Origin of the sequence: Pelomicrobium sp. G1, from assembly GCF_051905455.1 — a bacterium.
Lineage (GTDB): Bacteria > Pseudomonadota > Gammaproteobacteria > Burkholderiales > UBA6910 > Pelomicrobium.
In genome coordinates, this window is record NZ_JBQACR010000705.1 from 1 (window position 1) to 229 (window position 229).

At 64.2% G+C, this 229-nt stretch carries 1 pseudogene; it reads right to left on the reverse strand.

Annotation, left to right across the window (positions count from 1 at the left end):
- Positions 1–47: 47 nt before the first annotated feature.
- Positions 48–229 (reverse strand): annotated as a pseudogene (locus ACTFO6_RS20210) (3-hydroxyacyl-CoA dehydrogenase); the annotation flags it as partial.

Genomic DNA, 229 nt, shown 5'->3' on the forward strand with positions numbered 1-229 from the left:
GGTTTTCGTAGGCCATGGAGGAAAAAGGATGAGGATGAAAGAAGAATTCACTTGGCCGCCAGGCGCACCGCCCCGTCCAGGCGGATCACTTCGCCGTTGAGCATTTCGTTTTCCAACACGTGCTTCACCAAGGCCGCATACTCCTCTGGCCGCCCCAGCCGGGGCGGGAACGGCACCTGGGCCGCCAGGGACGCCCGCAGCTCCTCGGACATGGCCGCCACCATGGGGG